Consider the following 25,286-nt stretch of genomic DNA (forward strand, 5'->3'; position numbering starts at 1 on the left):
GATTATCCCAAACCTGAATTACTGCTGCTAAGTGTCGCCGCAGTAGGGCTGGCTAGTCAATCCAAATCAAGACTCTCTTTCGTGCGAAATTGTATACGTCTTAAAACCTGTAACTGACGGAAAACATGGGGCCAATAAAGCTGTAACTTATATTGTAATCGGCCACCTTGATTTGGTTGTCACCGGTCTGATGCACGTCCACGTCAACCTTGTAATAGTTGTAGGCGACACTCATCTGCCAGTTGTCACCCAGATCGGCGGTGATCCCGGCACGAACATCCACCAGCGAGCCCTTGATATCATCCACCTTGACCTGGAAATACTGGGCGTGGCCACTGAGTTTCCAGCCGGGCAGGAATTCGTAGCTGCCAAACAGGCCAATGTCGGGCAATGGCGCGGTTACGCTTTCATCCACAACCCGGGGGATGGCCTGGGTGCCACAGACATTGTTATTGAGTTGGCTGCTGGTGCAGGCGCTGATGGTGCCTTCGAACATGGAGTCGATAAACATGGCGTGCAGGCCGACAGACACGCCCAGGCTGTAATTGTTGCCCTGCAGAAACTCATAGCCGTAACCTATACGGGCTATATCTATGTTGAGCGTGGTGGCCAGTTTACCACCGGCTTGGACCTCATAAATGGTGTCATCTATTTGCACCTGAAAGGGGCGACTGATGGCTTGGGTCTCGGCGTCACGGTGCAGCTGTTTCCAGTCGAGGTAAAAGCTGTGGCGATCGTTGAACCTGTATTCGAATGCAGCGGTTGGCAGAAACTGACTTTCCGCCAGTTCCAGATCAGATTCGAAGTCCAGTCGATAGTTCTGGCCGATCGTAGGATCGGTCACGTCTATGCTGGAGTCCGATTGAGAGTAAAAGCCGCCAACCTGTATGGTCATGTCCTTGGCGTTACACGCTTGGCTCACCCCTGCCAGCGTTAAGGTGCATAATGCGAGAGCTTTAAACATTCAGCTGCTCCTGATACAGATTGTGTTACTCGGGGTGTTGCATCCGGTTTTAGGCCGGGCGGCGGGTGTTTTTATGGTATGGAATGCCGCGACAACGAAGGGCAGTGTAAACCAATGACTGACTGATGTGAAACATTTGTATCAAGATATTTGTATATATTTTGATCTGGTGCAGAATTTGTTCCGCAGATGTCAAAAAAGCGCCGAAAACGGCGCTTTTGACGCTAAGAAACGGGGCTTTTTTGTGATCAATCCCGATTGAACATCCCCAGGCGGATGCGGATAAAATGGAGGATCTGGGCGGCAATATCGACGTTCAGACAAGATTCCAGGCCCTCAAAGCCAGGAGATGAATTTGCCTCGCAGATCTTGTAGTGACCGTTGTCGAACAGCAGATCAATACCGGCCACGTCCAAATCCAGAATGTTGGCGGTTTGGGTTGCCAGCCATTCAATTTCCGGTGTGACCTCGAAGGGACGTGCCGAACCACCGGCGCTGACGTTGGCCTTGAAACTGTCTTCCTGACCACGGCGTTCATAACATCCCGCCACCCGGCCGCCAATGGTAAATACCCGCAGATCCCGGCCATGGCTGTTGGAAATGAACTCCTGCAATATGATGTTGGCATTCTTGTTGGTGGCCTCGATCAATTGCATCAGATCGTCAAACTCCCGGGCCTTGTGGGACAGGAACACCCCACTGCCCTGGGAACCGGACAGGGTTTTAATCACCACGGGAAAGCCGAGGTGCCGTTCCACCAGATCTATGTCCACCGGAAACTTCACCAGCATGGTCTTGGGGGTCGGCAAATTTTTCTCGGCCAGCAATTGCTGGGAAAACAGCTTGTCCTTGACCGTTTCTATGGCCCTGGAAGGATTGAGGCAATAGACCCCCAGACGTTCCAGATGGCGTATGATGGCCAGGGCAAAATAGGTGGTACCTGAACCCATGCGGGGGATAATAAAATCGGGCAGCTCCACTGGCTGCCCGTTCAACAAGATACTCTTGTTATCTTCGCGGGTGACTGTCAGGTCAAACTCGTCGGGCCCATAGACCTGAAGATCTATGTTGTCGGCCTTGGCGGCCTCAAGCAAACGATTGATTTCATACAATTCAGGTTTTAACTGAGTCGCGGTTTCTTTATAGAGGATCCAGCCGCGCATTTAGTCTTTAACCTTGATTTTCATGGAGTGTCCTTAAGCTCCTCCTCATCGGCCGGAGCGTCTTCATCATCGTCATCGATGTCGTCGAATGTCAGATCCGGCTCGGGGGCGGTAGCGGGCGCGTGCACTGTGCCAACCACGGCATAAAAGGGTTTTCCCTGCGCCAGTTTGCAATACTTTACCCATAAGTGCTCAAACAAGCTACTGGGGGCCAGCCGTCCGCTCGCGACTTCGACAAATTGCGCTTCGTCGGCGGTGGCAGGCAATTGCTTTCCTTCGGCAAGATCTTTCAGTACCTGACCATATTGTTCCAGTAAATCCGCTTCTTTACTGGTAAAATCACCGCAGCGTCTGAAGCCCTTGGGAAAATTGATATCATCGTAAAAGCGCCTTTTTGCCTGAAAGCCGGTAACTGCGACAGTGCTTGTCTGCGGTTTGCCATTTTCGTTTGAAAAAGCCTGTTGAGACATGGTGATTTCCTTGCTTGATTGACTCTTGATACAACAAAAACATTACTCTGGGTACGATTTGCAACTGGAGTATTGGCTAGTATTATTGAATTAGAAATCAAAAAAATTTGTCGTTTTTGGTCAAAGATATTTTATGGACACGGATCTGCTGAAAACCTTTTTGGAAGTCTCGCGCACCCGCCATTTCGGCAAGGCGGCGGAGAATCTGTACCTGACACGCAGTGCGGTCAGTTTCAGGGTCAAACAACTGGAGACCCTGCTTGGCGTTGAGCTGTTTGAACGTCAGCGTAACAATATTCAGCCGACACCGGCGGGCGAGCGCATGCTGGGGCATGCCGAAGCTGTGTTGACCGCTTGGGAGAGAGCCAAGCAGGATGTGTCCCTGAGTCTGTTGCAATCGACCCAGCTCACCATAGGCGCCGGTCCCAATATCTGGGATGCCTATCTGCAGGGACACCTGCAAAGTCTGCATCAGGGGCTTCCGGGGGTAGCGCTGCGCACCGAAGTGTTGCCTCAAAATGTGATGACCAGGCAATTGATGGAGCGCACACTGGATATCGCCATTTCCTTCGACCCGCCCAAACTTGATGATTTCGAGCAGGTGCGAGTGGGTGTGGTGCAGCTGCAGCTGGTGTCAAGCGACGGTCCGCTGACCCTCGACGAGTGCCGTCAGCACAGGTACATCAAGGTGGATTGGGGCACGGCGTTCAATATTCTCCATGCCCAGGAATACGGTATGTTGCCATTGCCGGTACTGCACACCAGTTCATCGCGGATCGCCTTGGACTTTGTGCTCAATAATGGCGGCAGCGCCTTTTTGCCTGATCATATGGTTCGCCCCTTGCTCGCCAGGGGGCGTTTACATCTGGTGACCGGTGCAGCTGCCATTCCCCGCAATGTGCATGTCGTCTATTGGGCCCAGAATGACAGACTTCCCCAAATTGAACAGGCGATAGGTTTTTTGCGTCGGGAAGACGAAGAAGATGCCGAAGAGCTGCTGGCCTAGGCCAGCAGTGGCAACAGAATTGCACCCCAGGTGAGGCCACACAGGCACAAACTGATAAATACCGCGGCCGAGGCAATGTCCTTGGCCTGTCCACTGAGGGGGTGGATTTCATCCCCAACCCTGTCCACCACGGCTTCGATTGCTGAGTTGAGCAACTCAACTATCAGCACGATAAACACGGTCAGCACCAGCAGCAGTTTTTCCACCATGGATACCGGCGCCCATGCCGCCACAGGCAACAAGAGCACAGCCAGCATCACCTCTTGCCTGAAGGCGGCTTCGTGGGTCCAGGCCGATTTCAAGCCCTTGAATGAGAATCCTGTCGCGCGTATTACGCGCTTGATGCCATGGTTGTTGGCGGGTTTCATAGCTCTACCTTGCTTTGGAAAATGACCGGCTCTTGATTGTTGCCAACCCCGGACCTGTAAAAGGCCTGCGGCGCAGTTGACAATAAGCCATGCCACAAAAGGCGGCAGTATAACAGCCGAAGATGCCTTGGTTAAGCTGTCGGGCCTTTATTCGCACCTATACTTGGCTTTAGCCGCAGTTCGTCCACAGGCCGTGGACTTGCACTTCAAGGAGGAAGTTATGGGGCATCACCTGTCAGGAATGGTTATGTGCCTGCTGGCATTGTGTATGCCGGGCCCGTCATCTTCGGCGGCAGTCGACAAGCTTGCGACCGAGCCGCCGAGCCGGTTGGCGCCGGTGGAGCTGATCGGGCGCACCGAATTACCGCCGAATGTGGCGCTTGAAGATTACCTGGTCAGCGAAAAATACGATGGGGTTCGCGGGCGCTGGGATGGCAAGGCCATGTGGAGCAAACAGGGCAAGCCAATTGCGCTGCCGGCCTGGTTCGTCACCGATTTGCCGGCGCAGCCTCTGGAAGGGGAGCTGTGGCTTGGGCGGGGGCAATTTGAAGCCGTGGCCGGACTTATCCGGGGCAGACTGGATAATCCACTGTGGCAGCAACTGCGATTTATGGTATTCGACACCCCGATGGAAAATCGCCCCTTTGCCGAGCGCTATTTGTGGTTATTGGCACTGGGGGATAAGGGCGTGCGGCGGATAGCCCCGCAGCTGAGCATTGGCAGTGTGGCCGGGTTGCAACGTTTGTTTGATGAGAGGGTGGCCGCTGGGGCCGAAGGGCTGGTGCTGCATCACAAACAAGCCCTGTATCAGGAAGGGCGCAATACAGCTCTTATCAAGCTTAAGCCGCTGCTGGATGCCGAAGCGACTGTGATAGGGTACCGGCCGGGGAAGGGCGAATTCAGCGGGATCTTGGGTTCGCTTAAATTGCGAACAGCGCAGGGACTGGAGTTTTATCTCAGCGCCGGACTGACTCTGGAGCAAAGGCGCCATCCTCCGCCGTTGGGGACTGTGATAAGCTTTCAATACCGGGGACTGAGCGCCAAAGGTGTACCCAAGGGCGCCAGGTTTTGGCGTGTACGACCACCTCAATCATGATCGAGGCTATATTTTGACCACCATAATTCGTTCCGTATTGTTTGTCTGCATGGGGAACATTTGCCGCTCTCCCACCGCCGAAGCGGTTTTTCGGCAGCGCAGCCTGAGGGCTGGTCTTGAGCTTGAGATAGATTCTGCCGGCACCATAGGTTATCACCAGGGCGAACGCCCCGATCCCCGCGCCGAAGCCGCCGGTAATCTGCGGGGCTATGACTTTGCCCAGATGCGCGCCCGCCAGGTGGTGGGAGACGACTTTGAGCGTTTTGATCTGATCCTGGCAGCCGACAAGCAAAACCTGTCCGATTTGCACCTGCGCTGTCCGGGGGAGCACAAGCATAAACTCAAGTTGGTGATGGCCTATGCCAACAATGGTGTCAGCGAAGTGCCGGATCCCTACTATGGTGGCGAGAGTGGCTTTGAACAGGTCCTGGATTTATTGGAGCAGGCCGCCGACGGTTTGATTGCCGAGCTGCAACGTTGAAGACGAAAACGGCGCCGGAGGCGCCGTAGTCTTAGTTCTGGATGCGTTTTCCCGAGCGTCTCAGTTTTTCCGCTTCCTTGCGCTCTTTTTCCCTGGCGGCTTTTTCGGCCAGGATCCGCTCCACTTCCGCCTGCTCGGCCTTGGCCATTTCCGGCGTTTCCAGGGACAGCAGACCGATTTTGCCGCTGCGGAATTCATGCAACAGCAACTCAGAAGCCTTGTGCAAATCTATGTGCCCTCCGGGGCGCAGGGCGCCACGCTTGCGGCCTATGGCCTCCAGCAGTCCCATGTCATCGGCGGGCATTTCATCGAGCTTATACCTGGCCATCACGGCTTCGGGATAGGCCAGGCGCAGGTAGTCTGCGGCAAACAGGGCCACATCCTCGTATTCCATGGCGGTGTCCTTGATGGCACCTGTCACCGCCAGGCGGTAACTGCTGGCTTCGTTGTCCACCTTGGGCCAGAGGATCCCCGGGGTGTCGGACAGCACAATACCGTTTTTGAGGTTAATCCTCTGCTGTGCCTTGGTCACTGCAGGTTCGTTGCCGGTTTTGGCTATGATACGACCGGCCAGGGTGTTGATTATGGTGGACTTGCCCACGTTGGGAATGCCCATAATCATGGTGCGTATGTCTTTTTCAACCTTGTCGCGCGATGGCACCAGCTTGCGGCATAAATCAGGAATGCTGGTTTTGAGCATACCCGGTTGCAAGGTGGTGATGGCCATGGCCTTAACCCCTTGCTCCTGCTCCAGGAATTCAATCCAACGGGCGGTGACCTCGGGATCGGCCAAGTCGCATTTATTCAGCAACTTGATACAGGGCTTATCCCCCCTGAGCTGAGTCACCATGGGGTTCTCACTGCTGTAGGGGATGCGGGCATCCAGCACTTCAATGACCAGATCCACCTGGGGCATGGCCTCGGCAATTTCCTTGCGCGCCTTGTGCATGTGTCCCGGATACCATTGAATTGCCATAGTCTGCTTGTTCCTGCCATTGAATAAGGGCGGCTATTCTACCCGTATTGCTCCCCGGGTACAAAAAAAGCGTCCTGTTGGACGCTTTCGATTGATTCTGCTTTAAATTACGCCCAGTTCCCGCAGGCGTTCCATCAGATAACTGTCGGCGGTGTAACGCTCAGACAGCACCACTTCAGGGTTGGGATGCAGGAACAATGGCAGGGAGATCCGCGACTTGGTTTTGTCGGCTCCCTCGGGATTGATCACCCTGTGGGAGGTGGACGGGAAGTAGCCCCCCGAGGCTTCCTGCAACATATCACCTATGTTGATAATGAGATTGCCAAAGTCGCTGGGCACATCTATCCAGCTGCCGTCTTTGGCCTGCACCTGCAATCCCGGCTCGTTGGCGGCCGGCAACACGGTCAGCAGGTTTATATCCTCGTGGGCAGCGGCGCGGATGGCACCGAGCTCTTCATCACCTGTCATCGGCGGATAGTGCAGTACCCGCAGCAACGTCTTCTGACTGTCCTTTATCATGTCAGGCAACGGCATGGAGAAGTGCGCCTTGACGTCTTCCGGGCTGTGGGCTTCTACCCAGGACAGCAGCTCTGCCGCCAGGGCATTGGCTTCGCGGTAATAGGTCAGGATATTTTCCCTTAGACTATCGGGAATGCGACCCCAGGGATAGACATGATAATATTCCTTGATGTCCTTGACCGTGTGACCCTTGGCGGTTTCCGATACTTCGCTTGGGAAAAAGCCATCCTGGGTTTCGGGCTTGAACAGAAATTCCTGCTTGTTGTCACTCTGAAAAAAGGCGTGCCATTCTTTGTAGATGGCTTCCACCAGTTCCTGGCGGATAGGGTGGTTTGACAGTACGCCAAATCCGGTATCCCGCAGTGACTGAACAAATTGTTGTGCGCTGTCCGGCGCGCGGTAATCAATAGTTTCCAATTTCATTTTATGTTTCTTTTGTTATTGTGGTTAACCCCGGCGCCAGTGTAGCCGCGCAGCCCTTCAAGCGCAAATACCGCCGGGAGCCCAGGGACAAGGAGAGAAGAATGCGACAGTTGAATGAATTCGAGCGTTTTGTGATTGAGCAAAAGGGCACTGAACGTCCCTTCAGTGGCGAGTATTATCAGCACAGCGCCAAGGGCGTGTATTGCTGCCGTAAATGTGATGCCCCCCTGTACCTGTCGGAGCATAAATTCAAAGCCCACTGTGGCTGGCCCGCCTTTGATGATGAAATTCCCGGTGCGGTTACCCGCCATCCGGACGCCGACGGCCGCCGGGTGGAAATCGTTTGCAGCCACTGTGGTGGTCACCTGGGGCACGTATTTGAGGGTGAATTGCTGACACCCAAAAATGTACGCCACTGTGTCAACTCTGTCTCTTTGCATTTCAAACCCCTTGAAGAAGAGCCAGCAGGCCAGCCCATGGCAAAGGCAACACTGGGGGGTGGCTGTTTTTGGTGCCTTGAGGCGGTATTCAAGGAGCTTAAAGGCGTGCATTCGGTGGTTTCAGGCTACGCCGGTGGTACCGAAGCCGATGCCGATTACAAGCGGGTGTGCAGCGGCCATACCGGCCATGCCGAGGTGGTGCAGCTTAGCTTCAACCCCGACGAAATCAGCTTTGAAACCCTGCTTGAGGTGTTTTTCCAGATCCATGATCCCACCTCTCTTAACCGTCAGGGCAATGATGTGGGCCCCCAATATCGCTCGGTGATCTTCATCCACGATGAGCAGCAGGCGCAAAGCGCCAATGCCATGATTACCAGATTGAATGAGGCCAGGTTATGGGACAGGCCCATAGTGACCCAGGTAAGCGCCTTTGACGGTTTTTACCCGGCGGAGGACTACCACAGGGATTACTTCGCCCACCATGGGGAGCAGCCCTATTGCGCTATTGTGGTGCGCCCCAAGGTGGACAAGTTCAGGGCTCAGTTTGCCGCGCTGCGCAGGCGCTGACAGCTATTGCCCCAACGGAACAGTGTAAAAAAACAAGGCGGCCAATGGCCGCCTTGTTGTTAATCCAGTTTATCGTCCGCCACCTTGTAGTGGGGATCTTCCATTAAATTCACTTCCACCAGATCGCCAGCCTTGGCCAGCAGGGCACGACAATCCTGGCTAAGGTGCCGCAGGTGCAACTTTTTACCCTGACTGGCGTAACGCTCCGCCAGGGTATCAATGGCATCCAGTGCCGAGTGATCGGCGACCCGGGAATTGCCAAAGTCGACAATCACATCGTTGGGATCGGCCTTGGCATCAAACAGTTCCAGAAAGTGGGATACTGAGCCGAAAAACAGCGGGCCATTGAGTTCATAGACCTTCCAGCCGTTGGCATCGGTACGGGTTTGCACATTGATGTGCTTGGCGTGCTCCCAGGCAAACACCAGCGCCGACACTATCACGCCGACGAAGACCGCAAAGGCCAGATCGGTAAATACAGTCACTGTGGTGACCAGCACTATGACAAAGGCATCGTGTTTGGGCACCTTGCGCATGACTTTAAAGCTGGCCCACTCGAATGTGCCCAGTACCACCATGAACATGACGCCCACCAACGCGGCCAGCGGAATGATTTCAATAAAGTCGGCACCAAAGAGGATAAAGATCAGCAGTGCCACCGCCGCCGTTATCCCCGACAGACGACCGCGGCCGCCGGAATTGATGTTAATCATCGACTGACCAATCATGGCGCAACCACCCATGGCGCCAAACAGACCGCTGGTGACGTTACCCACACCCTGGCCTATGCATTCCTTATTGCCGCGTCCACGGGTGCCCGTCATCTCATCAATTACCGTCAGGGTCAGCAGGGATTCAATCAGCCCCACGGCCGCCAACACGAAAGAGTAGGGCAGAATAATTGACAGGGTTTCCAGGCTGAAGGGCACCTCGGGCAGGGCAAAAATCGGCAGGTTGCCGGCTATGGTGGCGTGCTCGTCACCACTCATGCCGCGCAGAAAGTCCAGAACGGTACGGGTATCCAGATCCAGCCCCACCACCAGAGCCGTCACCGTCAGTATGGCCGCCAGTGACGCCGGAAAGGCAGTGGTGAATTTGGGCAGAAAGTGAATGATGGCCATGGTCAGGGCCACCAGGGCCAACATCAGGTAAAGGGCGTTGCCTGTGAGCCATTGCAGTTGGCCTTCGGCATCTGGTGCCTTGAACTGACCCAGTTGCGCCAGGAAGATCACTATCGCAAGGCCATTGACGAAGCCCATCATCACGGGATAGGGCACAATGCGGATAAATTTACCCAGCTTGAAGATACCGGCGCCGATCTGTAACAGGCCAGCCAGCAGTACGGCGGCAAACAGGTATTGGACGCCATGGCTCGACACCAGGGCTACCATCACCACGGCCATGGCACCTGTGGCGCCGGAGATCATGCCGGGACGCCCCCCTATCAGGGCGGTGACCAAACCCATGATAAAAGCCGCATGGAGGCCAATCATGGGGGCAACACCGGCGACAAAGGCAAACGCAACGGCCTCGGGGACCAGTGCCAGTGCAACGGTCAGCCCCGAGAGCACATCGGCCCTGTGGCTGGCGGATTTATGGCGGATAATATCAAACATGCTGTTCCCGTGTTAATTAAGGGTGATGGTGATCACAAAATTCCAAGCGGCGCAGTCTAGCAAAAATGCGCCTTCGGATGAAGTCCGGTGGCCTGGAAACGAAAAGGGATGACATAATAAGGGATAAAACAAAAAGGCCATGCGATGCATGGCCTTTTGTGCATTACCGCTTAGCCTCAGGGTCGAGCCATGTCCGAGCCGGCACTGTTGGCCTTGCTCACCATGGACTCGGTCGCCTTGGCGTCGGAGGCATCATACTCGCGGCCCTTGGGGGTCGCCACATGCTCACGGTTCTCCACCACAGGCTTGGTCATATCTGAACTGACCATGGAGCCGAAGCGGCTGCTGACGGCGCGGGCAGGTTTAACTTCGTTGCTCACCGGCGCTGCCTTGACCTCTGGCACCTTGTGGGCTTTCACCGGCTTGATCGCTTCCGGTTTGGCCATTGGGGCGCTGGCGGCAGTGGCCTTGGCTGCATCGGCTGCAGTTTTGGCGACTTCAGCCTTCTCGGTGATGACGGCTACCGGAGCAGGCTGTTCCTGAACAGCGTCCTGCTTAGCCGCTTCATCACTTACAACAGGAGCTTCGGTTGCAACGACAGCTTCAGTGACAACAGCGGTTTCGGCTACTGAGGCAGCCACTACTGGCGCTTCAACAGCCGCGGGGGCTGCGGTTTCTGCTTCGGCAGCCGGCGTTTCTGTCGCCACAACCTGAGTTTCAGCGGCAATCTCTGCAACAACGGGCGCGGCAGAAGCGGCACTTTCAGTCACGTTTGCTTCGGCGACGGGCGCTTCAACAACAGATGCTTCAACGTCAGATGCTTCAACAACAGTGGCTTCGACCTGGGTTGCCACATCAGCGACAGCTTCGTCGCTTTCCGGCAATTCACCGTTGGCTTCCTGCTCATCACGGCGACGGCGCTGACCGGCGGCACGCAGGTGGCGGGGACTGCGACGGCTGCGGCGTTGGCCATCGCGGCCCTCACGCTTTGGCTTGTCTTCGTCGGAAAGCTCGGAGTCGGTATCGATCGCATCGGTGTCAACATCATCGCCTTGGGGCGCAGCGAACTCGTTTGATACCGCGACCTGGGTGACGGCGTCTTCGACTACTTCAGCGGTTTCGACCACTTCAGTTGCTTCTGTTGCAGTTGCCTTGATTTCGGCTGCGTCATCAATCTGCTCTTCGCTCTTTGGCTTGCGAGGCTGACGGCGAGGCTTGGCAGGCTTGTCTTCCTGCGGTGCATCCACTTTGACTTCGGTTTGACCCATTTCGGCGGTTTGACCCACTTCGGCCGCCACCTGGACCTGTTCATTCAGTTCCTGGGACTCAGTGATGCGAACCTTACGACGCATGTTGCGACGCTGGCGACGCTCACGTACGACTTCCTGCTTAGGTTCATCGTCAAACTGGGCAACTTCTACCTGTTCAACCGGCTTTTCGCGCTCAACACGTTCACGCTTGGGAGCACGTTCACGCTTTGGCTGTTCTTCACGCTCACGCAGCGGTTTTTCTTCGCGGTTGCTTTGGGCTTCCTGCTTGGAACGGCCACCACGGCGACCGTCACGGCTACCTTCGCCGCGACTGCCTTCACCGCGACCACCGCGCTTGTCACCCTCTTCACCGGGACGGCGGCGATTACGGCTGCGATTGGCGCCTTGACGGGTTTCGGTTTTGGCCGGTTTCTCTTTTACTTCTTCCTGCTTTTCGGCAGGGGTGAAGATGGCGCCTATGGCTGAGAACAGGCGGCTGAAGAATCCAGGCTTGGCCACTTCTTCCTTCTTGGCTTTGACGGGAGCAGGCTTGCTGACCGGGGCTTCCATAGCCACTGGGGCGCCAAAACCTTTCAGTACCGGCTCAGGAGCTGCGGTGCGTTCCAGTTTGCGCGGCTCGTACAGCTTGGCTTCTGGCTTTTCGGTGCGCTTGTAGCTGGCTTCTTCTATCTCGTCATCCTTACGGTGGCGGATAACCTTGAAGTCAGGCGTCATCATGTGCGGATCCGGGATCACGTACACTTCGACTTCATGGCGCTGTTCTGTGATGCGAATAGCCTTACGCTTTTCGTTGAGCAGGAAGGCAGCCACGTCCACGGGCACTATGGCCTCGATCTGCGAGGTGTTTTCCTTGATGGCTTCTTCTTCCATCAGACGCAGGATAGACAGGGCCAGTGACTCGGTGCCGCGGATAGTGCCCTGGCCATGACAGCGTGGGCAGATATGGGCTGCAGATTCTTCCAGCGACGGACGCAGGCGCTGACGGGACATTTCCATCAGACCAAAACGGGAGATACGACCCAGTTGCACCCGGGCGCGATCCTGATGCACTGCATCACGCAGGCGGTTTTCCACTTCGCGTTGATGACGAACCGGGGTCATGTCGATGAAGTCGATAACCACCAGACCACCCAGGTCGCGCAGACGCAACTGACGGGCGATTTCATCGGCCGCTTCCAGGTTGGTGTTCAGGGCCGTTTCTTCGATATCACCGCCTTTTGTGGCACGGGCGGAGTTGATATCGATAGAGGTCAGGGCCTCTGTGGGGTCGATCACAATCGAACCGCCGGAAGGCAGACGTACTTCGCGCTGGAAGGCCGACTCAATCTGGGATTCAATCTGGTAATGGGTGAACAGTGGCACTTCGGCCTTGTAAAGCTTAACCCGCTCAACAAAATCCGGACGCACCAGAGCAATATGTTGCTTGGCCTCTTCGAATACCCGTGGGTGGTCGATGAGAATTTCGCCCACGTCGCGGCGCAGATAGTCACGGATGGCACGCACTATCACGTTGCTTTCCTGATGGATCAGCATGGGCGCAGGATGGGTCTCGGAGGCTTCCCTGATGGCGTCCCAGTGGCGCAGCAGCACCTTGAGATCCCATTGCAGCTCGGAGGATTCCTTGCCAACACCTGCGGTACGGACGATGAGGCCCATGCCGGCAGGCACTTCCAGATCCGACATGGCTTCTTTCAGTTCGGTGCGCTCATCACCCTCGATACGGCGGGAGATACCACCGGCGCGGGGGTTGTTGGGCATCAGCACCAGGTAAGAACCGGCCAGGCTGATAAAGGTGGTCAGGGCGGCGCCCTTGTTGCCACGCTCTTCTTTGTCAATCTGAACTATGACTTCCTGACCTTCGCTGATCACTTCCTTGATATTGGGGCGACCCTGGAAGGAGTATCCCTTGGGAAAGTATTCACGGGCAATTTCTTTCAGGGGCAGGAAACCGTGGCGCTCGGCACCATAGTCTACGAAGGCTGCTTCGAGAGAGGGTTCTACGCGGGTGATTTTACCCTTGTAAATGTTGGCTTTTTTCTGCTCATGACCAGGACTTTCGATATCCAGATCATAAAGTTGTTGCCCATCTACCAGGGCTACACGCAACTCTTCTGATTGAGTTGCATTGATTAACATACGTTTCATGGTGACGTCATTCTTCTTTAAATGGGTCACCGGATAAGGCAATTGACTGCATTCAGGGCCTGACATATTCGGGACGGGGCCTCTCGGCCGGTCTAGTCAGGCTTGTTGGGTGCGCATTGCTGTTAGACGCAATCTCTGCGTGTCGCTACCGATTTATGGCTTATTTTTCAATGATTACAAAAACAAGGAATTCGTTGTAAAACATCAACCAACCCCATAAATTCAAATAATTTCTTTCCGTGAATGCCCAAAGTCGAGTGTCGTTGTCCGGTGACAAGTTACATTAGTCTTCGAATCCGGGACGGTTTTCAACAGAAACCATATTGTAATGGCGACTTAATGAGTTTAACCGTATAAAACCTGAGTTTTGATATTTTGTACTAAAAATACGGTTTGCAATTCAATGAATTGCGACCCAAGGGTCGTTTATTTTACTCCGGTAAAACCGCGGTGCGCGCCGGGGAGTTGTGAACATTTTATCCACTGTAAAACCACCAGCGCCGAGGAAGAATAGCAACAATCAAAAATTTCGGCAATGGAAAGCCACAATTCTTGCCACATGTTGTACAATGCCCGGCGTTTATTGCAGATGGTTCACCATGAGTACAGAAACTTCCCCCACCCAGGTTCAGTTCGTCACCATAGACGAAGACAACGCCGGCCAGCGTATCGACAACTTTTTATTGAGCAAGCTTAAGGGCGTGCCCAAGAGCATGATCTATCGCATCGTTCGTAAGGGCGAGGTCAGGGTCAACAAGGGCCGTATTAAACCCGAATATAAGTTGGCAATCGGTGACGAGGTGCGGGTGCCACCCGTGCGCGTGGCCGAAAAAGATTACCGCACCGCGCCGTCCGCCAATCTGTCTCGGGTGTCCCAGTTGGAAGACAGGATACTGTTTGAAGACAAGCACCTGATAGTGCTGAACAAACCCGCTGGCATCGCGGTACATGGTGGCAGTGGCGTGGACTACGGTGTTATTGAAGCATTACGTAGCCTGCGGCCGCAGCAAAAGTTTCTGGAATTGGTGCACCGACTCGACAAGGATACCAGCGGTGTGTTGCTGGTTGCCAAGAAGCGCAGTGCGCTCAAGCATTTGCATGACCAGCTCAGGCATAAGCAAATGCAGAAGGATTACCTGGCGCTGGTGCGCGGCCAGTGGCAAAGCCATGACAGGGTCGTCAAGGCTCCGCTGCTGAAACTGACCCTGAAGTCAGGTGAACGCATTGTGCGGGTGTCCAGCGATGGCAAGCCCAGCGAAACCCGCTTCCAGGTCGTCAACTATTTTCAGGGTGCCACCCTGGTGCAGGCCAGTCCCGTCACCGGCCGTACCCATCAAATCCGCGTGCACTGTCAGTTTCAGGGCCACCCCATTGCCTGTGATGACAAATACAGTGAGCAAAAGTTTGATGACAGTATGCGTGCCCTGGGCCTGAATCGCCTGTTCCTCCACGCTGCCAGGCTCAGATTCACTCATCCTGACACCGAGACCGAGATGGTAATGGAAGCGCCGCTGGATGACGAGTTGCAGACCTTGCTGACCAAGCTGGAGCCGATGAAGTGAGTCGTCGGTTCGACCTGGTCATTTTCGACTGGGATGGCACCTTGATGGATTCCATCGACAAGATTGTCATCTGCATGCAGGCATTGGCACAGGAGCTGGAGTTGGCGGTTCCCTCAGATCAGGCCGTACGCGATATCATAGGTTTGTCGATGCCGCTGGCGATGGCGCAGCTGTTTCCGCAATTCAGTGACGATGAGCGCGGCCACATGATGGGCCGGTATCGCGAGCACTATCTGATGCTCAATGGCACGCCGAGCCCCTTGTTTGATGGCGTAGAAACCCTTTTGGCCAGCCTCAGGGAGCAGGGCTACCGTCTGGCCATAGCCACGGGAAAGGCGAGGGCGGGACTTGAGCGCATTTTGGCTGAAACCGGTCTTGGACATTACTTTGATGCCAGCCGCTGTGCCGATGAGACCCACAGCAAGCCTCATCCGCAAATGCTCAGCGAAATTCTTGCTGAGCTGGGTGTGTGTGCCGAAAAAGCCCTGATGATAGGTGACTCGCTGCACGATCTTAATATGGCCAACAATGCGGGCATTGCCGCCATAGGTGTCAACTACGGCGCCCACAGCGCCGAGCAACTAACCCGGGCAGAGCCGCTGGCGATTATCTCTTCGCCCATTGAGCTGTTAACCCACCTTTAGCCGCGGCTATTATACGGGCCTTGAAATCAAGGCCTGATTTTAGGCAAGTCCAGGTTTTAGGCCAGTGGGTCCATACCCGCGTTCATCAGCAATTCACACAGGCTGATAAGTGGCAGACCCACCAGGGTATTGGGATCGCGGCCGCTCAAAGACTCGAACAGGCAAATTCCCAGACCTTCCGACTTAAAGCTGCCGGCACACCACAGCGGTTGCTCCAGCTCGACGTAGCGCTCAATCTGCTCATCACTCAGTTGCCTGAAACGTACTTCAAAGGGCTCAACCACACTCTGGCAGGACATGTTCCGGTTATCCACCAATGCCAATCCGGTATAAAAGGTCACTGTCTTGCCCCTTTGCTGTTTAAGCTGGGCAATGGCGTTTTCTGCCGTCAGGGGTTTGCCGAGAATATGGTCATCACACACTGCCAGTTGATCCGAGCCTATGATCAATGCCGGAACGTCGCAGCGTTTGGCCACTGCCAGTGCCTTTTCCCTTGCCAATCGCTCTACCAGTGCCAACGGCGCCTCGCCCTCTTGGGGGCTTTCATCCACGCCCGGGTCCATGGTGTCGAAATCCAACGCCAGTTTATTGAGCAACTGCTGTCGAAAGGGGGAGGTGGAAGCTAAAATCAATTTCGGAGTCATTGCGGATGAACAGCTCAAAGAAAGGATGGCGTAATTGTCTGCCATTTGCTTGCCCGATGACAAGTCCATGGCAGCCTTGGCGAACGCGCTTATTTTGACCGCTTTTGGCTTGTGCTGTCCCCTTGGCTTGGGTAATATTTTGCGTCCGTCAATTTCTATGCCGGAGAGAGGACTGCAACTGCCGCTAAAGTCGGTAGTAGATGCAGAAATTTTTCTTTGACTCCGGCGTGTTGAAACTATAATATGCGCGCCCTATGCAAACAGTAAAGATACCGGTTTCAATTGATCCCATTCGCGCAGCCTCGAGCCGCCTTGATTTTCAGGGTGTGGTCCCTGGCAAGCAGCTGAAGCGATTGAATGAGTTATGTGCCGGCGACTGTTCCGATGTGACAGTGTCGTTGGAATGTGGCGTGGATTTACAGGGGATAGTCTACCTGAAAGGGAAGGCTGTGACGGAGCTCACTCTGATATGTCAACGTTGCATGACACTTTTTACCACTGAGGTTACGGTCGACTTTTGCTTCAGTCCTTGCCGGACAGAAGCGGAAATCGATGAGCTCCCGGATGCGTATGACCCTATTGAGTGCAATGAAATTGGCGAGATACGTCTGCATCAATTGATCGAAGATGAATTGATATTGGCTGTACCTTTAATCCCGGCGCATGAAGACAATGATTGCAGCCTGGGTTCGCAAGATATGGTGGTAGGCGAGATTGACCCCGCTCAAGAGGAGCGTCCAAATCCGTTTGCAGTGTTAGAAAAACTGAAGAGCAAGTAATCCAGGAGACAGACCCATGGCTGTACAACAGAATAAAAAATCCCGTTCCAAGCGTGGCATGCGCCGTTCACATGACGCTCTGAGCACTGCTCAGCTGTCTGTAGACGCGACCAGCGGCGAACTGCATCTGCGTCACAACGTGACTGCCGATGGCTTCTACCGTGGTAAAAAGGTTATCAACAAGTAATTTGTTGATAGGCTTATGACGAATCTGACGCTTGCGTTGGATGCGATGGGGGGCGACCACGGCCCCCACGTCACGGTGCCTGCAGCCCTGCAGGCACTTAGACTAAATCCCGACCTCAAGATGATCCTGGTCGGCGATGAAAGCAAAATTCTCCCCATACTGCGTTCAGCGGACCCCGAGTTATCCCGGCGAGTTTCCATAATCCATACCACTGAAGTGGTGCGCATGGATGATAAGCCCGTGCATGCCTTGCGCAAGGCCAAAAACAGCTCCATGCGTCTGGCCATAGAGCAGGTTCGTGATGGCCATGCCCACGCCTGTGTCAGCGCAGGGAATACCGGCGCCCTGATGGCTTCGGCCAAGGTGCTGCTGAAAACCTTGCCCGGCGTTGACAGACCCGCTCTGGTCAGCTGCCTGCCGGCGGTGACGGGTAACCCCGTCTATCTGCTGGATCTTGGTGCCAATGTCTCCTGCGATTATGAAACCCTGTTTCAGTTTGCGGTGATGGGCTCTGTGCTGTGCGAGGCGGTGGAAAAGAAATCCCGTCCCAAGGTGGCGCTGCTGAATGTGGGCATAGAGGAATGCAAGGGCAATGGCGATGTGCAGCAGGCGGCACAACTGTTGTTGCATACCCCGCAACTCAATTACACCGGCTTTATTGAGGGCGACGAAATCTACACCGGCTGCGTCGACGTCATAGTCTGTGACGGCTTTGTCGGCAACATCACCCTCAAGACCTCGGAAGGCATAGCCCGGCTGTTGGTGCACCAATTAAAACAGGGCCTGACCCAGGGTTGGCTGATAAGATTATTGGCGAGAGTGATTTCCCCCAGGATCCAGTCTGTTCTCAAACAGATGAACCCCGACCACTATAACGGCGCAAGTCTGATAGGATTGCGCGGAATAGTTGTAAAAAGCCATGGTAATGCCGATCAAGCTGCATATTTGCAAGCTATCAATCTGGCGGTTACCGAGGCTCAACGTCGGCTCCCCGAGATGATTAAAGATCGCCTCGAGTCGATTCTGTTAGACATCAACGGCTGATTTCTCCTAAACACTATGCATACAAAAATTCTTGGAACCGGCAGTTATTTGCCGGCGCAGGTGCGTAGCAATCTGGATCTGGAAAAAATGGTGGAAACCAGTGACCAGTGGATTGTTGAACGCACAGGTATTTCAGAGCGCCGCATTGCCGCTGTGGATGAAACTGTTGCCACCATGGGCTATCAGGCTGCCCTGGGCGCCATTGAAATGGCAGGCATTGACCCTTCAGAGCTGGATATGATCATTTGCGGCACCACCAGTGCCAGCAATGCCTTCCCCGCTGCCGCCTGTGAAATTCAGGCCATGCTTGGGGTTCATACCATTCCGGCATTCGACCTGGCCGCAGCCTGCTCAGGCTTCGTTTATGCCTTGTCGGTTGCCGATCAGTTCATCAAAACCGGTGCCGCGAAAAAGGTATTGGTCATAGGCGCCGATGTGCTGTCACGTCTTTGTGAGCCAGAGGACAGGACCACCATTATCCTGTTCGGTGACGGCGCCGGTGCCGCTGTGGTGGGTGCCAGCGAAGAGCAGGGCATAATCAACACCCATATTTATGCCGATGGCCGTCAGGGCGATTTGCTCAAATGTGCCTTCCCACCCCGCAAGGGTGAAGCCTCAGAGGCTGTGGGTTACATGACCATGAAGGGCAACGATGTCTTCAAGGTGGCTGTAACTCAGTTGTCCCATGTGGTGGAAGAAACCCTGCGCCTCAACAACATCCAAAAGTCAGACATAGATTGGCTGGTGCCGCACCAAGCCAACTTCAGGATCATCAACGCCACCGCCAAAAAACTTGACATGAGTTTGGATAAAGTGGTGCTGACCCTGGCCAAGCACGGCAACACCTCGGCCGCCTCAGTGCCGATTGCCCTGGATGAAGCCGTTCGTGACGGTCGCATCAAGCGCGGGCAATTGTTGTTGCTGGAGGCTTTTGGCGCCGGCTTTGCCTGGGGCAGTGCCCTGGTTCGATTTTAATCAGTGGCCGGCAAGTTGCCGGCCTCTTTAAACCCTTCCCAAAAGGTTACCGAATATGGATAAATTCGCATTTGTTTTCCCGGGCCAAGGTTCACAGGCCGTGGGTATGCTGGCCGAATTGGCCGCCGAACACTCAGTTATCGCTCATACTTTTGCCGAGGCCAGCGCAGCCCTGGGTTACGATCTCTGGGCCCTGGTACAAAACGGTCCGGTGGAGCAACTGAATCAAACCGACAAGACCCAACCTGCCTTGCTGGCGGCCAGCGTCGCCATTTGGCGTGCCTATGTGGCCAGTGGCAAGCCATTGCCAAGCGTGCTTGCCGGTCACAGCCTGGGTGAATATTCCGCTCTGGTGTGTGCCGGAGTGCTGAATTTTGCTGATGCCATTAAACTGGTGGAGCTGCGCGGTCAGCTGATGCAGGCCGCCGTGCCTGAAGGTACAGGTGCCATGTACGCCATTATCGGTCTGGATAACGATGCCATTGCCAAGGCCTGTGAAGTGTCAGCCGAGGGTGAAGTGGTCAGCCCGGTCAACTTCAACAGCCCGGGGCAGGTGGTAATCGCCGGTCAGAAAGACGCAGTTGAGCGTGCAGCCGCGGCCTGTAAGGCTGCCGGTGCCAAGATGGCCGTGGCGCTGCCCGTGAGCGTGCCTTCCCACTGTGCCCTGATGAAGCCTGCGGCTGACAAATTGGCCGAGGCACTGGCCGGTATTGAGTTTGGCACGCCGACCATTCCCGTCATCAACAACGTGGATGTGGCCAAGGTGGACAATGCCGATGGCATCCGCGATGCCCTGGTGCGTCAGCTCTATTGCCCCGTGCGCTGGACCGAAACCGTGGAGCTGATGGTGGCCGAAGGTGTAACCCAGCTTATCGAATGTGGTCCTGGCAAGGTATTGACCGGACTTGCAAAAAGAATTAATAAATCTCTTTCCGCCCAAGCGGTAAACGACGTGGCTTCGCTGGCTGCGTTGACTCAATAAGGAGTTTTTCATGAGTGTAACCCTGGATCTGACAGGTAAAGTCGCCCTGGTCACCGGCGCCAGCCGTGGTATCGGCAAGGCTATCGCCCTCACGCTGCGTGACGCCGGCGCCACCGTCGTCGGTACCGCCACCAGTGCATCCGGTGCGGCAGCCATTGGCGAGTACCTGGGTGAAAAAGGTTTTGGCATGGTGCTGAACGTCACCAGCAGTGAATCTGTGGACACTTTATTTGCCCAGATCAAAGAAAAGGCCGGTGATGTTGATATTCTGGTCAACAATGCCGGTATTACCCGTGACAATTTGCTGATGCGCATGAAGGATGACGAGTGGCAGGATATCCTGGACACCAACCTGACATCCCTGTTCCGCCTGTCCAAGCCTGTGATGCGCAGCATGATGAAAAAGCGTTTCGGCCGTATCATCAACATTGGCTCGGTGGTTGGTACCATGGGCAATGCCGGACAGGTAAACTATTCAGCAGCCAAGGCCGGTTTGATTGGATTTACAAAATCTCTCGCCAGAGAGGTTGCATCTCGTCAAATTACGGTTAATGCTATTGCTCCTGGATTTATCCAGACCGACATGACGGACGAGCTGACTGAAGAGCAACAACAAGCCATCATGTCCCAGGTTCCGATGGAAAGATTGGGCCAGGCTCAAGAAATTGCCAACGCTGTGCTCTTTTTGGCCTCGGACGCTGCTGCCTACATCACAGGGGAAACCCTGCATGTCAACGGCGGCATGTACATGGTTTAAGGGCGAATGGCAGGGATACTGTCGCAATTGAGTGGCGATAAGGGTCTCATTTTGGCGAGTTTTCGTGGTTAGACCACGCAAACTTGGCTTGCAATGTCGACCAAATCGAATAAACTACTCGCAATCTTACGCAAGTGCGTAATTTGAATAGGAAAGAAAACTAATGAGCAACATCGAAGAACGTGTAAAGAAAATCATTGTAGAGCAACTGGGCGTTAAAGAAGAAGACGTTAAGCCAGCGGCATCTTTCGTTGACGATCTGGGTGCAGATTCTCTGGACACTGTTGAGTTGGTTATGGCTCTGGAAGAAGAGTTCGACACCGAGATCCCTGATGAAGAAGCTGAGAAGATCACTACAGTTCAGGCTGCGATCGACTACGTTTCCAAGAATCAGTAATACTGAATTCCAGAAAACAGGCGGCAATTATTGCCGCCTGTTTTTGTTTCTGGACCGCCTTGGCTGGTACAACCAGCAGCTGGCGCGGGATCACTTCTTTTCTTTGATCTTAATGACAGATCCCGGCCACTCAGGCACACAGGATGGCGCGCACAATCCCAAGCCGCTATTCTCAACCCAAGAATTTGACAACAGAAGGTGACGCCTGTGACTAAACGTCGCGTAGTGATTACCGGTCTTGGACTGGTAACCCCGGTTGGCAATGATGTGGACTCTACCTGGAAAGCCTTGCTTGATGGCAAGAGTGGTATAGCGCCCATTACCAAGTTTGATGCCAGCGAATTTTCCACCCGCTTCAGCGGTTCGGTAAAAGACTTTGATGTCGAGCAGTACCTGTCGAAAAAAGACGCCCGTAAGATGGATCTCTTCATCCAGTACGGTATGGCAGCAGGTATTCAGGCGGTACGTGACTCCGGCCTCGATATGAGCCAGGAAGATCCCGGTCGTGTGGGTACCGCCATCGGTGCCGGCATGGGCGGTATGTGGTTGATTGAACAAAACCACACAGCGCTGATGAACGGTGGTCCCCGTAAGATTTCTCCCTTCTTTGTGCCCAGCACCATTATCAATATGATTGCCGGTCACCTGTCCATCATGTACGGCATGACAGGCCCCAACTTTGCCGTGACCACGGCCTGTACCACAGGGGTGCACAATATAGGTTTCGCCGCCCGCACCATAGCCTACGGTGATGCGGACGTGATGATTGCCGGTGGTGCCGAAGACGTGACCTGTCCTCTGGGTGTGGGTGGTTTTGCCGCCGCCAAGGCGCTGTCGACCCGTAACGATGATCCCCAGGCCGCGAGTCGCCCATGGGATAAAGACAGGGACGGTTTTGTTATCGGTGACGGTGCCGGCGTACTGGTAATGGAAGAGTACGAACACGCCAAGGCCCGTGGCGCCAAGATCTATGCCGAGCTGGTTGGCTTTGGCATGAGTGGCGACGCCTACCACATGACCTCGCCACCGGAGAACGGTGCCGGTGCCGCGGCCGCCATGGCCAATGCCATCAAGGACAGCGGCCTGGTCCTGGAGCAGATTGGTTATATCAATGCCCACGGAACCTCAACGCCTGCCGGTGACAAGGCCGAAGCCGCTGCGGTTAAATCCGTATTTGGCGATCAGGCCTACAAGGTGCTGGTCAGCTCCACCAAGTCGATGACAGGTCACCTGCTGGGCGCTGCCGGTGCTGTGGAAGCCATCTTCACCATTTTGGCCCTGAAAGATCAGGCCGTGCCGCCTACCATCAACCTGGATAATCCGGACGAAGGTTGCGATCTGGACTTCGTGCCACACGAGGCGCGCCAGCACAAGCTGGACTATGCCCTGTGTAACTCTTTCGGTTTCGGTGGAACCAACGGTTCCTTGCTGCTGAAACGCGTCTGAGTCCAAGAGTGAGTTCAGTGAAAAAGCGAGCCTGAGGGCTTGCTTTTTTTTTTAATGTTTCACAGCAGGCAAAATGGCTCAAAGGGCTCTATTCCTTCTGCAACAATCGCTGGTGACGGCTATGCAAGCCGAGCAATGCAACCGAGCTATGCAACCGAGCTATGCAACCAAGCTATGCAACCTAGCTATGCAAGCCCTGCTATGGGGCGATAGCGCCTGAGCAGGCGGGTGGCAAATTTGGGCAAGACCATTCTCGGCGGCCCCAATTTGGCGTAAACTCAAAAGAATTATCACTCCTTTCAAGGCACTACCATGGCCGGTATAGACAGACAGATCACCCTGCGTTTCCTGGCGGAGCCCGCCGATGTGAATTTCGGCGGTAAAGTACACGGCGGCGCCGTAATGAAATGGATTGACCTTGCGGCCTATGCTTGCGGCGCCGGCTGGAGCGGCAAGTACTGCATTACCGCCTATGCCGGTGGGATCCGCTTCGTTAAGCCCATTCATGTCGGCAACATAGTGGAGGTCAGTGCCAAGGTCATCTATACCGGCAGTACCTCTATGCACATTGGCCTGGATGTGCGCGCCGGCGATCCCAAGGAATCGGCCCGGCACCTGACGACCCACTGCATCGTTATCATGGTGGCGGTTGACGATGAAGGTAAACCCACCCCTGTGCCTGAGTGGGTCCCCCAAAGTGAGGAAGACAAGGCGCTGCGGGAATCGGCCATTCGCCTGATGGAAATGCGCAAGAAAATCGGTGCCGAGATGGCCGCCCACGTCACTCCCTGAGTCTATGGATAATCAGTACTTCCTGGCCCTGGACTACGGTACCCAAAGCACACGGGCCTTGGTGTTTGATCCCAAAGGCAATCTGATTGCCAAGGCGCAACTGGCCAATGCCAATTGCCGTGAAGAGCAGCAGGGCACGGCCGCCGCCAGCCAGAGTGGCGACTATTGTGTCGCTCAGCTAACGGCCGTGGTGCAAAAGCTGCTGGCCGAATCCAGCGTTCGTCCGGGACAAATAGCCGCCCTCAGCCTCACCTGCCAGCGAGCCTGCCTGGTGCTGATGGACGAGTCCGGCCATGCCCAGTCCGATGTGTTTATGTGGTCCGACAGACGCCTGGCAGCAGAGCAATTAATGCCCTTGCCCTGGTACCAGCGGCTGGGCTTTGGATTGCTGGGGCTTGGAAAACGCATTCATTATCTGCGCCGCTGTGCCAAAACCAACTGGCTTGACCGGCACAAGGTGGCGGAAGCGCCCAAAATTGGTTTGCTCAGTGGGCTGTTGTTGAGTCGACTGACGGACAAATTGGGCGATGGCGTGGCCTACCAGGTGGGCTATTTGCCCTTTGATTATCGACGGCGCCGATTTGCCAACGCCGGCAACTGGCGCTGGCGCGCCCTTAACTGTCGTCCGCAGCAAATGCTGCCGCTGGCCGAGGCCACCACGGTTCACGGCGGGCTCAGTGCCGGCTTTGCCTCCCTAACGGGCTTGCCGACCGGTTTGCCCGTGGTATTGGCGGGGGCCGACAAGGCCTGTGAGGCCTATGCCGCCGGCGCCGGTGATCCCGGCCTTGCCTGCGTCAGTCTCGGCAGTGCCGCGACCGTGACTCTGGGGCTGGAGCGCTATACCGAGGCCTATCGTTACGCGCCGGCGTTTCCGTCATTGGATTCAAAGCAGTTCCTGTCCGAGGTGCAACTGGAGCGCGGATTTTGGCTGCTGAGCTGGCTTATTCGCGAGTTTGGTGCTGAAGACTGTCAAGGGGCCAAGGCGCTGGGACTGAGCCCGGAAGAGTATATTTTACGGCGGATTGACGCTGTTACGCCGGGGGCCGATGGTTTGCTGCTGAGCCCCACCTGGGCGCAGGGCGTAATTTTTCCCGGGCCCGAAGCCAGGGGGGCCATCGTCGGTTGGCGTCCCGAACACGGTCGTTTTCACCTCTACCGAGCGGTGATTGAAGGGGTTTTGCTGACCCTCGCCCGCGGCCTTGAGCGACTGCGGAAGGTCAGCGGCACTGTGCCGTCCCTTATTCGGGTGACAGGTGGTGGCAGCCAAAGTGACGTGGTGCTGCAGATGGCTGCCGACATATTCAACCTGCCGGTGGAGCGGCTTTCGGTGAGCGAAGCCTCAGGTCTCGGTGCGGCCATGTGCGCTGCCGTCGCCATGGGGCAGTATGAATCGCTCGCCGAAGCGCGCCTCGGTATGGCAAAATCGGCGCAACGTTTTGAGCCGGATCCCCGGCGGGTCGCGTGCTACCGGGTTGTGGCCAGGCAACACGCCAGGCTGTATCCAAGGCTGAAACCCTTGTTTCAGACCATGTAACTATTTTAAAAATAAATAATTATCTGTATCCGCAGTAA

General features: G+C 55.2%; 25 protein-coding genes. 16 read left to right on the forward strand and 9 right to left on the reverse strand.

The window, feature by feature from the left end; all coding sequences use genetic code 11:
* Window positions 1-100: 100 nt before the first annotated feature.
* The 3 genes from JYB85_RS07745 to JYB85_RS07755 form a co-directional block, all read right to left on the reverse strand.
* Window positions 101-964 (reverse strand): outer membrane beta-barrel protein, encoded by an 864-nt coding sequence (locus JYB85_RS07745; RefSeq protein ID WP_207381726.1) that lies wholly within the window; start codon window positions 962-964, stop codon window positions 101-103.
* A 248-nt stretch (window positions 965-1,212) separates the two neighbouring features.
* Window positions 1,213-2,127, reverse strand: coding sequence for an ATP-grasp domain-containing protein (locus tag JYB85_RS07750; RefSeq protein ID WP_207322799.1), 915 nt, complete (start codon window positions 2,125-2,127; stop codon window positions 1,213-1,215).
* Window positions 2,128-2,147: 20 nt separating this feature from the next.
* The gene (locus JYB85_RS07755; RefSeq protein ID WP_207322800.1) at window positions 2,148-2,597 is read right to left on the reverse strand and encodes a DUF413 domain-containing protein; all 450 of its coding nucleotides are present in this window, start codon (window positions 2,595-2,597) and stop codon (window positions 2,148-2,150) included.
* A gap of 133 nt (window positions 2,598-2,730) precedes the next feature.
* Between JYB85_RS07755 and hdfR the strand changes: the two genes are divergently transcribed.
* The gene (gene hdfR / locus JYB85_RS07760; protein ID WP_207381727.1) at window positions 2,731-3,603 is read left to right on the forward strand and encodes an HTH-type transcriptional regulator HdfR; all 873 of its coding nucleotides are present in this window, start codon (window positions 2,731-2,733) and stop codon (window positions 3,601-3,603) included.
* On the opposite strand, the gene JYB85_RS07765 is transcribed toward hdfR, so the two are convergent.
* On the reverse strand, window positions 3,600-3,971 hold the full coding sequence (locus tag JYB85_RS07765; RefSeq protein ID WP_207381728.1) for a diacylglycerol kinase: 372 nt from the start codon (window positions 3,969-3,971) through the stop codon (window positions 3,600-3,602). The two genes, hdfR and JYB85_RS07765, sit on opposite strands and share 4 nt — an antisense overlap.
* 220 nt (window positions 3,972-4,191) lie before the next feature.
* Between JYB85_RS07765 and JYB85_RS07770 the strand changes: the two genes are divergently transcribed.
* Both JYB85_RS07770 and JYB85_RS07775 read left to right on the forward strand, forming a co-directional pair.
* Complete coding sequence (locus JYB85_RS07770; protein WP_207381729.1) at window positions 4,192-5,067, forward strand: DNA ligase; 876 nt, start codon at window positions 4,192-4,194, stop codon at window positions 5,065-5,067.
* 13 nt (window positions 5,068-5,080) lie between these two features.
* On the forward strand, window positions 5,081-5,548 hold the full coding sequence (locus JYB85_RS07775; protein ID WP_266097111.1) for a low molecular weight protein-tyrosine-phosphatase: 468 nt from the start codon (window positions 5,081-5,083) through the stop codon (window positions 5,546-5,548).
* Between the two features lie 31 nt (window positions 5,549-5,579).
* Here the strand turns inward: JYB85_RS07775 and ylqF are convergent, their stop codons facing one another.
* Together ylqF and JYB85_RS07785 are read right to left on the reverse strand one after the other, a co-directional pair.
* Window positions 5,580-6,524: a ribosome biogenesis GTPase YlqF gene (ylqF, locus tag JYB85_RS07780; protein ID WP_207381730.1), complete on the reverse strand. Its 945-nt coding sequence runs from the start codon at window positions 6,522-6,524 to the stop codon at window positions 5,580-5,582.
* 102 nt (window positions 6,525-6,626) lie between these two features.
* Window positions 6,627-7,466: an isopenicillin N synthase family dioxygenase gene (locus JYB85_RS07785; protein WP_207381731.1), complete on the reverse strand. Its 840-nt coding sequence runs from the start codon at window positions 7,464-7,466 to the stop codon at window positions 6,627-6,629.
* Between the two features lie 101 nt (window positions 7,467-7,567).
* Between JYB85_RS07785 and JYB85_RS07790 the strand changes: the two genes are divergently transcribed.
* A complete protein-coding gene (locus JYB85_RS07790) occupies window positions 7,568-8,473 on the forward strand; it encodes a bifunctional methionine sulfoxide reductase B/A protein (RefSeq protein ID WP_207381732.1) in 906 nt (301 codons plus the stop codon).
* Between the two features lie 59 nt (window positions 8,474-8,532).
* On the opposite strand, the gene JYB85_RS07795 is transcribed toward JYB85_RS07790, so the two are convergent.
* Together JYB85_RS07795 and rne are read right to left on the reverse strand one after the other, a co-directional pair.
* On the reverse strand, window positions 8,533-10,089 hold the full coding sequence (locus JYB85_RS07795) for a SulP family inorganic anion transporter (RefSeq protein ID WP_207381733.1): 1,557 nt from the start codon (window positions 10,087-10,089) through the stop codon (window positions 8,533-8,535).
* 176 nt (window positions 10,090-10,265) lie between these two features.
* The gene (gene rne / locus JYB85_RS07800; protein WP_207381734.1) at window positions 10,266-13,505 is read right to left on the reverse strand and encodes a ribonuclease E; all 3,240 of its coding nucleotides are present in this window, start codon (window positions 13,503-13,505) and stop codon (window positions 10,266-10,268) included.
* A gap of 599 nt (window positions 13,506-14,104) precedes the next feature.
* Here rne and rluC point away from each other — a divergent pair.
* Window positions 14,105-15,067, forward strand: coding sequence for a 23S rRNA pseudouridine(955/2504/2580) synthase RluC (gene rluC, locus JYB85_RS07805; RefSeq protein WP_207322810.1), 963 nt, complete (start codon window positions 14,105-14,107; stop codon window positions 15,065-15,067).
* A 44-nt stretch (window positions 15,068-15,111) separates the two neighbouring features.
* Window positions 15,112-15,711 carry an HAD-IIIA family hydrolase gene (locus JYB85_RS07810; RefSeq protein ID WP_207382006.1) on the forward strand — a complete coding sequence of 200 codons (600 nt, stop codon included), beginning with the start codon at window positions 15,112-15,114 and terminating at the stop codon, window positions 15,709-15,711.
* 56 nt (window positions 15,712-15,767) lie between these two features.
* Here the strand turns inward: JYB85_RS07810 and JYB85_RS07815 are convergent, their stop codons facing one another.
* On the reverse strand, window positions 15,768-16,355 hold the full coding sequence (locus JYB85_RS07815; RefSeq protein ID WP_207381735.1) for a Maf family protein: 588 nt from the start codon (window positions 16,353-16,355) through the stop codon (window positions 15,768-15,770).
* Between the two features lie 254 nt (window positions 16,356-16,609).
* Between JYB85_RS07815 and yceD the strand changes: the two genes are divergently transcribed.
* The 10 genes from yceD to JYB85_RS07865 all read left to right on the forward strand — a co-directional run bounded on the left by yceD (window position 16,610) and on the right by JYB85_RS07865 (window position 25,248).
* Complete coding sequence (yceD, locus tag JYB85_RS07820) at window positions 16,610-17,134, forward strand: 23S rRNA accumulation protein YceD (RefSeq protein ID WP_207322812.1); 525 nt, start codon at window positions 16,610-16,612, stop codon at window positions 17,132-17,134.
* 16 nt (window positions 17,135-17,150) lie between these two features.
* Window positions 17,151-17,321 carry a 50S ribosomal protein L32 gene (rpmF, locus tag JYB85_RS07825; RefSeq protein WP_011496728.1) on the forward strand — a complete coding sequence of 57 codons (171 nt, stop codon included), beginning with the start codon at window positions 17,151-17,153 and terminating at the stop codon, window positions 17,319-17,321.
* A gap of 15 nt (window positions 17,322-17,336) precedes the next feature.
* Window positions 17,337-18,365 (forward strand): phosphate acyltransferase PlsX, encoded by a 1,029-nt coding sequence (gene plsX / locus JYB85_RS07830; RefSeq protein WP_207381736.1) that lies wholly within the window; start codon window positions 17,337-17,339, stop codon window positions 18,363-18,365.
* A 15-nt stretch (window positions 18,366-18,380) separates the two neighbouring features.
* Complete coding sequence (locus JYB85_RS07835; protein ID WP_207322814.1) at window positions 18,381-19,340, forward strand: beta-ketoacyl-ACP synthase III; 960 nt, start codon at window positions 18,381-18,383, stop codon at window positions 19,338-19,340.
* A gap of 55 nt (window positions 19,341-19,395) precedes the next feature.
* A complete protein-coding gene (fabD, locus tag JYB85_RS07840) occupies window positions 19,396-20,322 on the forward strand; it encodes an ACP S-malonyltransferase (RefSeq protein ID WP_207381737.1) in 927 nt (308 codons plus the stop codon).
* Between the two features lie 10 nt (window positions 20,323-20,332).
* A complete protein-coding gene (gene fabG, locus JYB85_RS07845) occupies window positions 20,333-21,079 on the forward strand; it encodes a 3-oxoacyl-ACP reductase FabG (protein WP_228289719.1) in 747 nt (248 codons plus the stop codon).
* Window positions 21,080-21,242: 163 nt separating this feature from the next.
* The gene (gene acpP, locus JYB85_RS07850) at window positions 21,243-21,476 is read left to right on the forward strand and encodes an acyl carrier protein (RefSeq protein ID WP_006081231.1); all 234 of its coding nucleotides are present in this window, start codon (window positions 21,243-21,245) and stop codon (window positions 21,474-21,476) included.
* A gap of 207 nt (window positions 21,477-21,683) precedes the next feature.
* Complete coding sequence (gene fabF / locus JYB85_RS07855; protein WP_207381738.1) at window positions 21,684-22,922, forward strand: beta-ketoacyl-ACP synthase II; 1,239 nt, start codon at window positions 21,684-21,686, stop codon at window positions 22,920-22,922.
* 312 nt (window positions 22,923-23,234) lie between these two features.
* The gene (locus JYB85_RS07860) at window positions 23,235-23,714 is read left to right on the forward strand and encodes an acyl-CoA thioesterase (RefSeq protein WP_207381739.1); all 480 of its coding nucleotides are present in this window, start codon (window positions 23,235-23,237) and stop codon (window positions 23,712-23,714) included.
* A gap of 4 nt (window positions 23,715-23,718) precedes the next feature.
* Entirely contained in the window at window positions 23,719-25,248 is a 1,530-nt protein-coding gene (locus JYB85_RS07865; protein WP_207381740.1) for an FGGY-family carbohydrate kinase, read from the forward strand.
* Window positions 25,249-25,286: the final 38 nt, after the last annotated feature.

This window comes from Shewanella sedimentimangrovi (genome assembly GCF_017354965.1).
Taxonomy (GTDB): Bacteria; Pseudomonadota; Gammaproteobacteria; order Enterobacterales; family Shewanellaceae; genus Shewanella; species Shewanella cyperi.

Excerpts from the sequence above, each read along its gene's own strand:
- JYB85_RS07745 (WP_207381726.1), bottom strand. The coding sequence starts at position 964 with ATGTTTAAAGCTCTCGCATTATGCACCTTAACGCTGGCAGGGGTGAGC.
- JYB85_RS07750 (WP_207322799.1), bottom strand. The coding sequence starts at position 2,127 with ATGCGCGGCTGGATCCTCTATAAAGAAACCGCGACTCAGTTAAAACCT.
- JYB85_RS07755 (WP_207322800.1), bottom strand. The coding sequence starts at position 2,597 with ATGTCTCAACAGGCTTTTTCAAACGAAAATGGCAAACCGCAGACAAGC.
- hdfR (WP_207381727.1), top strand. The coding sequence starts at position 2,731 with ATGGACACGGATCTGCTGAAAACCTTTTTGGAAGTCTCGCGCACCCGC.
- JYB85_RS07765 (WP_207381728.1), bottom strand. The coding sequence starts at position 3,971 with ATGAAACCCGCCAACAACCATGGCATCAAGCGCGTAATACGCGCGACA.
- JYB85_RS07770 (WP_207381729.1), top strand. The coding sequence starts at position 4,192 with ATGGGGCATCACCTGTCAGGAATGGTTATGTGCCTGCTGGCATTGTGT.
- ylqF (WP_207381730.1), bottom strand. The coding sequence starts at position 6,524 with ATGGCAATTCAATGGTATCCGGGACACATGCACAAGGCGCGCAAGGAA.
- JYB85_RS07785 (WP_207381731.1), bottom strand. The coding sequence starts at position 7,466 with ATGAAATTGGAAACTATTGATTACCGCGCGCCGGACAGCGCACAACAA.
- JYB85_RS07790 (WP_207381732.1), top strand. The coding sequence starts at position 7,568 with ATGCGACAGTTGAATGAATTCGAGCGTTTTGTGATTGAGCAAAAGGGC.
- JYB85_RS07795 (WP_207381733.1), bottom strand. The coding sequence starts at position 10,089 with ATGTTTGATATTATCCGCCATAAATCCGCCAGCCACAGGGCCGATGTG.
- rne (WP_207381734.1), bottom strand. The coding sequence starts at position 13,505 with ATGAAACGTATGTTAATCAATGCAACTCAATCAGAAGAGTTGCGTGTA.
- rluC (WP_207322810.1), top strand. The coding sequence starts at position 14,105 with ATGAGTACAGAAACTTCCCCCACCCAGGTTCAGTTCGTCACCATAGAC.
- JYB85_RS07810 (WP_207382006.1), top strand. The coding sequence starts at position 15,112 with ATGGATTCCATCGACAAGATTGTCATCTGCATGCAGGCATTGGCACAG.
- JYB85_RS07815 (WP_207381735.1), bottom strand. The coding sequence starts at position 16,355 with ATGACTCCGAAATTGATTTTAGCTTCCACCTCCCCCTTTCGACAGCAG.
- yceD (WP_207322812.1), top strand. The coding sequence starts at position 16,610 with ATGCAAACAGTAAAGATACCGGTTTCAATTGATCCCATTCGCGCAGCC.
- rpmF (WP_011496728.1), top strand. The coding sequence starts at position 17,151 with ATGGCTGTACAACAGAATAAAAAATCCCGTTCCAAGCGTGGCATGCGC.
- plsX (WP_207381736.1), top strand. The coding sequence starts at position 17,337 with ATGACGAATCTGACGCTTGCGTTGGATGCGATGGGGGGCGACCACGGC.
- JYB85_RS07835 (WP_207322814.1), top strand. The coding sequence starts at position 18,381 with ATGCATACAAAAATTCTTGGAACCGGCAGTTATTTGCCGGCGCAGGTG.
- fabD (WP_207381737.1), top strand. The coding sequence starts at position 19,396 with ATGGATAAATTCGCATTTGTTTTCCCGGGCCAAGGTTCACAGGCCGTG.
- fabG (WP_228289719.1), top strand. The coding sequence starts at position 20,333 with ATGAGTGTAACCCTGGATCTGACAGGTAAAGTCGCCCTGGTCACCGGC.
- acpP (WP_006081231.1), top strand. The coding sequence starts at position 21,243 with ATGAGCAACATCGAAGAACGTGTAAAGAAAATCATTGTAGAGCAACTG.
- JYB85_RS07860 (WP_207381739.1), top strand. The coding sequence starts at position 23,235 with ATGGCCGGTATAGACAGACAGATCACCCTGCGTTTCCTGGCGGAGCCC.
- JYB85_RS07865 (WP_207381740.1), top strand. The coding sequence starts at position 23,719 with ATGGATAATCAGTACTTCCTGGCCCTGGACTACGGTACCCAAAGCACA.